This window comes from Ruegeria sp. BHSA163 (genome assembly GCF_059613365.1).
Genome location: NZ_JBXWSJ010000019.1, coordinates 72,961 through 79,636, shown reverse-complemented (window position 1 = coordinate 79,636; position 6,676 = coordinate 72,961). Strand labels below are relative to the sequence as shown.

Genomic DNA, 6,676 nt, shown 5'->3' with positions numbered 1-6,676 from the left:
TCTGATGCCGATCGAAGACGTTTTCTCGATCTCGGGTCGTGGTACGGTTGTGACCGGTCGTGTTGAGCGTGGCGTTATCAACGTTGGCGACGAGATCGAAATCGTCGGTATCCGCGACACCAGCAAGACCACCTGCACCGGTGTTGAAATGTTCCGCAAGCTGCTGGACCGCGGCGAGGCAGGCGACAACATTGGCGCGCTGCTGCGTGGTATTGACCGTGACGGCGTTGAGCGTGGCCAGGTTCTGTGTAAGCCGGGCTCTGTGACCCCGCACACCAAGTTCGAAGCCGAAGCCTACATCCTGACCAAGGAAGAAGGCGGTCGTCACACGCCGTTCTTCGCGAACTACCGTCCGCAGTTCTACTTCCGTACGACTGACGTGACCGGCACCGTGACGCTGGCCGCTGGCACCGAGATGGTTATGCCAGGCGACAACGTCGGCTTCACGGTCGAGCTGATTGCGCCGATTGCGATGGAAGACGGCCTGCGTTTCGCCATCCGCGAAGGCGGTCGCACCGTCGGCGCGGGCGTTGTGTCGAAGATTATTGAATAATTCGTTTTAACGAACGACCAGACAGAAAGGGCGCCCTCCAAGGCGCCCTTTTTTTGAATTTCAACAAATCAGGCGGAGGTGTTAACCTTATTGCCATTGGTTAACGCAACAGGAAAGAGATCAGTTGATGAACTTTTCTTCGCTTTCACTCAGTCTTTTCGCATCATTATATATTGCATCAACACCGGTGTTTTCCCAACAGGTTGCGGACCGCATCTATTCTGGTGGACCGATCCTCACAATAGACGACGAGCGACCAACTGTAGAGGCAGTAGCGGTTAGGGACGGGCGCATACTGGCGGTTGGCGCGCACGACGAAATCGCCGCTTACCAGGGCGACGGAACCGAACTCTTTGATCTCGAAGGGCGCACGATGCTGCCGGGTTTTGTTGATAGCCACGGGCATGTTGTCATGGGGGGGCTGCAGGCCCTCTCGGCAAATTTGCTTGCACCCCCGGACGGAAAGGTCACGGACATTTCCAGCCTGCAATCCACTCTCACTGAATGGGCCGCTGAAAATGCCAAAGCCGTCGAGAGCACCAAAATGATTATTGGATTTGGTTACGACAACGCGCAGTTAAAAGAGCTGCGCCACCCGACACGACAAGATTTGGACGCGGTTTCAGAAGATCTGCCTGTCATAATTATTCATCAATCTGGTCACTTGGGAGTCGCGAATTCAAGGGCGTTGGAAATTGCAGGGATAACGTCTTCGTCTGAGGCACCACCCGGCGGGGTTATTCAGCGGGATGCAGACGGAGAGCCAAATGGTGTGTTAGAGGAATACGCTTTCTTTTCCGTGCTTGTGCCATTGTTAGGTAACCTTGGTGAAGAAGGGTTGGTTGCGTTCGCGCAGGCGGGCAGCAAGCTTTGGGCAAGATATGGCTATACGACCGGACAAGAAGGCAGATCGTCGGGTCAAATTGTCGAAGCTCTGAGAAAAGTTGCGTCGACTGAGGGGCTTCCCATTGATGTTGTGGCCTTTCCCGATGTTTTGGAATCGCGTGAATTCATTGGTGCCAATGTCTCGCAAACTTACGACGATCGAGTGCGGGTCGGAGGATGCAAGCTGACGATTGATGGATCGCCTCAAGGCTTTACCGCTTTGCGTGATCGTCCTTATTATGACCCCGTCGGCTCGTACCCGGCCGGATATGCCGGTTATGCGGCCATATCAATGGACCAGCTGCAGGATGCCGTAAACTGGTGTTTTGAAAACGGGTTTCAGATTCTGGTGCACTCGAACGGAGAAGGGGCTTCAGATATGCTGATCGCTGCCTTGGAAGTTGCCCAGATGAAGTTCGGTGAGCCAGGCAACCGACCCGTTTTGGTTCACGGTCAATTCTTAAGAGAGGACCAAGTTGAAAGTTACAAGCGACTGGGTGTATTTCCTTCGATCTTTCCTATGCATACTTTCTATTGGGGGGATTGGCATCGAGATCATACTGTCGGCCCGGTGAACGCCGAAAACATCTCGCCATCTGGTTGGATTCGTCAGAGAGACATGATGTTTGGCACCCACCACGACGCGCCCGTCGCGCTTCCGGACAGTATGCGCGTGCTGGCGGCGACGGTGACCCGCAGAACGCGTTCGGGCGATATACTGGGACCTCACCAAAGGGTGGACGTTATGACGGCCTTGAAAGCCATGACAATCTGGCCCGCTTGGCAGCACTTTGAAGAAAAGGAAAAGGGTTCTATCGAAATTGGCAAAGTCGCGGATTTCGTAATCCTGTCAGATGATCCATCCGCAGTAGAACCGGAAAATCTGTCAGAGCTGCAGGTTCTGGTAACCGTAAAAGGCGACGAAGTCGTATATAAGGCCGAAGAAGGCGTTCGGGAAGGAAACTTGCATTTCTCACCATTTTCGAATGACCCGGTCCTAGCCCATGTTTTCCTTCATGCGATTTATCAGGGTATGCAGGTAGAAGACCCCTGGCTTGCGCGGAACTAGGCGGGGAGCGTTGTTACGGACGCTTGAGCGACCGAGAAACTCGAGCCCTTGTTAACAACTTTTTGTTCGGCGTTGAGCTAAACAACCTGATCGCGGTAGCAAACGGTCTGCGCTTTGCGATCCTCGAAGGCGACCGCACCGTCGGCGCAGGCGTTGTGCAAAAAATCATAGAGTAAGTTGACTCTACCCACTGGCGGGGGGCAGTTGCTCTGAAAAAGCAGAAAAAAGGTGATCTCGCCGGATATACCCTTGCATGCGGAATAAGACCGAAGCGCAGTTGACTGTATAAGCGGGCTTCAATTCCCTCTTGCCAAACCGCACCAACCCCACTAATACGCGCGAGTTCTCAATAAGAACGTCAAGGCGGGGTGATTCCCGCCTTTTGGGTTCGATGAGGGTTGGCGATGCGCGTCTGTCCTCCTCTCAACTCCAACGCCTGATAAAAGGCTGTATCTATGCAAAGCCAAAACATCCGTATTCGGCTGAAGGCATTTGACTATCGCGTTCTGGATGCCAGCACGCAAGAGATCGTCAACACTGCCAAGCGGACCGGCGCGAACGTGCGTGGCCCGATCCCTCTGCCGAACAAGATTGAGAAGTTCACGGTTCTCCGTGGCCCTCACGTTGATAAGAAATCACGCGATCAGTTCGAGATCCGCACGCACAAGCGTCTGCTCGACATCGTTGATCCGACTCCCCAGACCGTGGACGCTCTGATGAAGCTCGACCTGGCTGCTGGTGTGGATGTCGAGATCAAGCTGCAGTCGTAAGATCGGAGGGTATAGATTATGCGCTCTGGTATTATCGCAAAAAAAGTTGGCATGACCCGCCTGTTCATGGAAGACGGAAAGCAGATCCCTGTGACCGTTCTTCACCTGGACAACCTGCAGGTCGTTGCACAGCGTACCACTGACAAAGACGGCTACACCGCTGTCCAGCTGGGTGCGGGTGCTGCCAAAGCAAAACGCACCTCAAAGGCCATGCGCGGTCATTACGCCGCTGCAAAGGTTGAACCCAAGCGTAAGCTGGCTGAGTTCCGTGTCTCCGAAGATGGCCTGATTGATGTGGGTGCCGAGATTTCGGCAGAACACTTCCTTGAAGGTCAGAAGGTTGACGTTTCGGGTACATCCATCGGTAAAGGCTTTGCTGGTGCGATGAAGCGCTGGAACTTCGGTGGTCTGCGCGCCTCGCACGGTGTTTCGATCAGCCACCGCTCGCACGGTTCGACCGGTCAGTGTCAGGACCCGGGCAAGGTGTTCAAGGGCAAGAAGATGGCCGGTCACATGGGTGCTGCCCGTGTAACCACCCAGAACCTGGAAGTCGTCAAAACTGATGCCGACCGGAATCTGGTCTTTATCAAAGGCGCTGTTCCCGGACCGAAATCGGGCTGGGTCACCGTCAAGGACGCGGTCAAAAAGAAAGCACCGGAAGGCCTGCCTTTCCCGGCTGCTGTTAAATCGGCTGCGACTGAGGCGACCGAAGCACCTGCGGAAGAAGTTCCCGCGGAAGGTGGTGAAGCATGAAACTTGATGTAATCAAACTGGACGGCAAAAAGGCCGGCAACATCGAGCTGGATGCAGAGCTGTTCGGTCTCGAACCGCGCGCGGACATCCTGCACCGAGTGGTCCGTTGGCAGCGCAATAACGCGCAGGCTGGCACCCATAAGGTAAAGACCCGCTCGGAAACCAGCTACTCGACCAAGAAGATCTATCGCCAGAAGGGCACAGGTGGCGCACGCCATGGTGACCGTAACGCGCCGATTTTCCGCAAGGGTGGTATTTACAAGGGCCCGACCCCTCGTTCGCACGGACACGACCTGCCGAAGAAGTTCCGCAAGCTTGGCCTGCGCCACGCTCTGTCGGCCAAAGCCAAAGCAGGAGAACTGGTTGTGATCGAGAACGCCGAAGCGGAAGGCAAGACCGCTGCTCTGGCCAAACAGGTTGCAAACCTGGGCTGGAAGCGCGCCTTGGTCATCGACGGGGCGACCGTGAACGAAGGTTTCCTTAAGGCGTCGCGCAACATCGAAGGTCTGGATATCCTGCCATCGATGGGTGCAAACGTTTATGACATCCTCAAGCGTGACACTCTGGTGCTCACCAAAGCGGCTGTCGAAGCACTGGAGGCTCGTCTGAAATGAGCGCGAAGGCAGAACACTACGACGTGATCCGCAAGCCGGTCATCACCGAAAAGTCGACCATGGCGTCCGAAAACGGCGCGGTTGTCTTTGAAGTGGCGATCGACAGCAACAAGCCGCAGATCAAAGAGGCGGTTGAGGCGCTGTTTGGTGTGAAGGTCAAAGCGGTGAACACCACCGTGACCAAAGGCAAGGTAAAGCGGTTCCGCGGCCAGCTGGGCCGTCGGAAAGACGTCAAAAAAGCATACGTGACCCTGGAAGAGGGTAACACCATCGACGTGAGCACCGGTCTCTGATCGAACCCGTCTTTGGAGAGAGATAAAGGCCCCCGCGAAAGCGGGGGTTTTTTGTTGGGTCTCAGAAGATCAGATCGAGAATTTTCTAACTATTCGAAAATAAAGTCACATTCATGCCAACACTTACTGGCGTAAACGCAGAACTAGTGGATTGTGTGTCGGACTGCTGCGTCAAGACTATCTTCTATAATCACTGGGAAGCCTTCGAATTCAGAAGGCACATTGGCAAAATAAGCCAGCCAGCATTTGTCGCCGGAAACCACTAGTCGATAACTTCCATCGTCGCACCACGCAAAAATACTTGCCCGGGAACTAGGCAGAGCCAAGCTCTTTGATAGTTCCTTTGCTGCCGCGAGGGCTTTTTGGTGACTATGTAACATTGTGTTTCGAAACTACTTCCACATCTAGGCGTTGCAGAATTGGTGTCAAAGGTAAAATAAACGATATACCACGTTGTTCGTTGCCGGCAAACACTAATGCGACAGCCAGTTCAGTGCCATTCCCGTCCGTGCTAACTACTAGCGAGCCAGAGTCTCCAGAACGAGAAAATGGTACACCACCATCCCCCACAACGATATATACGTCGTTAAACCATACAGTTTTTTTTAACGCCATATTCGGTGACCGCATAAGAAACGGGTACCGGCGAGGCGGATTGAGCGACGATTGTTCCGAGCGTAAGTCCAGTTGTTCGAACAACTTTTTTCACTTTCATGCTCGGAATTGGAATGGCCGTTGTCTGAGGTGTGTCGAAATAATTGCCTTGATACGAAGTCACTTTGGAAGAATCTGAAAGTTCGAAAAGGCTGGCGTCGCAGTTTTCACTGATGTCGATGTTTTCGGGAATGCCGTCATTGATAGGAAGCAAGCTAGAATGGCGCCCAACAGTGAATGGGTCGCAAGCGTTTTCTGTCGCGTCGAGAGGGCCAGGAGCCAAGATTGGAAGTCCGGGCATCGCGTTGTTGCAAGCGCCTGTGACGTGATTGTTTGATAGGCCGTACAGCTTACCTTGATTGTCCTTCACGATCAGGCCGAGAGTTCCTGCGCCAATGCAGTGTGCCGGGAAAACAGATGAGCCACAGGTATAGTGATTGCCGCGAAGAATATAGGGCTGCGGGTTTTGCGGAGGGGGAGGGTTCCCTTTGACCTGCGCGATACCGCCTTGCGCATACTCTACTGTGCACTCACCGAATTTGAATGGAAGGGTCTTTTCATCGGATTTTGATACTTTGGAGTGCGTAAAGACAATAATTTTTCTTTCAGGCTCAGAAAATCCAACAAGGTTAACGGAGCGCTTTCGAAGAATAGTTTCAGTTGCCTGAGCCAAAAATTCATTTGAGGTGACGTCGTAGTCTACCTCGTCCTGATCCAAACCATCTTCAAGTGGTGTTTTGTCGAACAGGTTCTTTTGCTTGGCCCAAGCCAGAAATGCTTCAGCGACATCTCGAACTGAGCGTTTGTCGTCGCTGCCCAACTGATCCAAATCAACCATTACAATATTGCCTTGATAGTTTACTATTTTTGGTAGAGTAGACCACTTCGTTCGAAGTTGCACAACTCCTCAGTGAGCGAATAAATCTTTAAGCCACGCTAAGATAGCCATGATCGTTTGAACTTGATTTATATTAAATTTCAAACGTGATTTAAATTGAGCTCCCTATAGACACCCACCCCCAACCCTGTTAAATGCTCCCAATCTTGCGGCCTCGGATTCGTTCCGGGGCCTCTGATATTTGTAA

At 53.1% G+C, this 6,676-nt stretch carries 7 protein-coding genes and 1 pseudogene; 7 read left to right on the top strand and 1 reads right to left on the bottom strand.

Annotated elements, in window-relative coordinates:
* From AC2FNV_RS10955 to AC2FNV_RS10925, 7 genes and pseudogenes are all read left to right on the top strand, one after another.
* Nucleotides 1–553 (top strand): EF-Tu C-terminal domain-related protein (locus tag AC2FNV_RS10955; RefSeq protein ID WP_496773278.1); only part of this gene is annotated, 553 nt, incomplete at its 5' end.
* 127 nt (nucleotides 554–680) lie between these two features.
* A complete protein-coding gene (locus AC2FNV_RS10950; protein ID WP_170603374.1) occupies nucleotides 681–2,507 on the top strand; it encodes an amidohydrolase in 1,827 nt (608 codons plus the stop codon).
* A 53-nt stretch (nucleotides 2,508–2,560) separates the two neighbouring features.
* Nucleotides 2,561–2,683: pseudogene (locus AC2FNV_RS10945) on the top strand (EF-Tu C-terminal domain-related protein); the annotation flags it as partial.
* 279 nt (nucleotides 2,684–2,962) lie between these two features.
* The gene (rpsJ, locus tag AC2FNV_RS10940; protein ID WP_008756422.1) at nucleotides 2,963–3,277 is read left to right on the top strand and encodes a 30S ribosomal protein S10; all 315 of its coding nucleotides are present in this window, start codon (nucleotides 2,963–2,965) and stop codon (nucleotides 3,275–3,277) included.
* Between the two features lie 18 nt (nucleotides 3,278–3,295).
* A complete protein-coding gene (gene rplC, locus AC2FNV_RS10935; RefSeq protein WP_170476939.1) occupies nucleotides 3,296–4,030 on the top strand; it encodes a 50S ribosomal protein L3 in 735 nt (244 codons plus the stop codon).
* Nucleotides 4,027–4,644: a 50S ribosomal protein L4 gene (gene rplD, locus AC2FNV_RS10930; RefSeq protein ID WP_170476941.1), complete on the top strand. Its 618-nt coding sequence runs from the start codon at nucleotides 4,027–4,029 to the stop codon at nucleotides 4,642–4,644. The genes rplC and rplD overlap by 4 nt, the downstream gene beginning before the upstream one ends.
* Nucleotides 4,641–4,937: a 50S ribosomal protein L23 gene (locus tag AC2FNV_RS10925; RefSeq protein ID WP_010437040.1), complete on the top strand. Its 297-nt coding sequence runs from the start codon at nucleotides 4,641–4,643 to the stop codon at nucleotides 4,935–4,937. Before rplD ends, AC2FNV_RS10925 begins: the two co-directional genes overlap by 4 nt.
* A 586-nt stretch (nucleotides 4,938–5,523) precedes the next feature.
* Here the strand turns inward: AC2FNV_RS10925 and AC2FNV_RS10920 are convergent.
* Entirely contained in the window at nucleotides 5,524–6,429 is a 906-nt protein-coding gene (locus AC2FNV_RS10920; protein ID WP_170603376.1) for a hypothetical protein, read from the bottom strand.
* Nucleotides 6,430–6,676: the final 247 nt, after the last annotated feature.

Coding starts and splice junctions, on each gene's coding strand:
- AC2FNV_RS10950 (WP_170603374.1), top strand. CDS start 681: ATGAACTTTTCTTCGCTTTCACTCAGTCTTTTCGCATCATTATATATT.
- rpsJ (WP_008756422.1), top strand. CDS start 2,963: ATGCAAAGCCAAAACATCCGTATTCGGCTGAAGGCATTTGACTATCGC.
- rplC (WP_170476939.1), top strand. CDS start 3,296: ATGCGCTCTGGTATTATCGCAAAAAAAGTTGGCATGACCCGCCTGTTC.
- rplD (WP_170476941.1), top strand. CDS start 4,027: ATGAAACTTGATGTAATCAAACTGGACGGCAAAAAGGCCGGCAACATC.
- AC2FNV_RS10925 (WP_010437040.1), top strand. CDS start 4,641: ATGAGCGCGAAGGCAGAACACTACGACGTGATCCGCAAGCCGGTCATC.
- AC2FNV_RS10920 (WP_170603376.1), bottom strand. CDS start 6,429: ATGGTTGATTTGGATCAGTTGGGCAGCGACGACAAACGCTCAGTTCGA.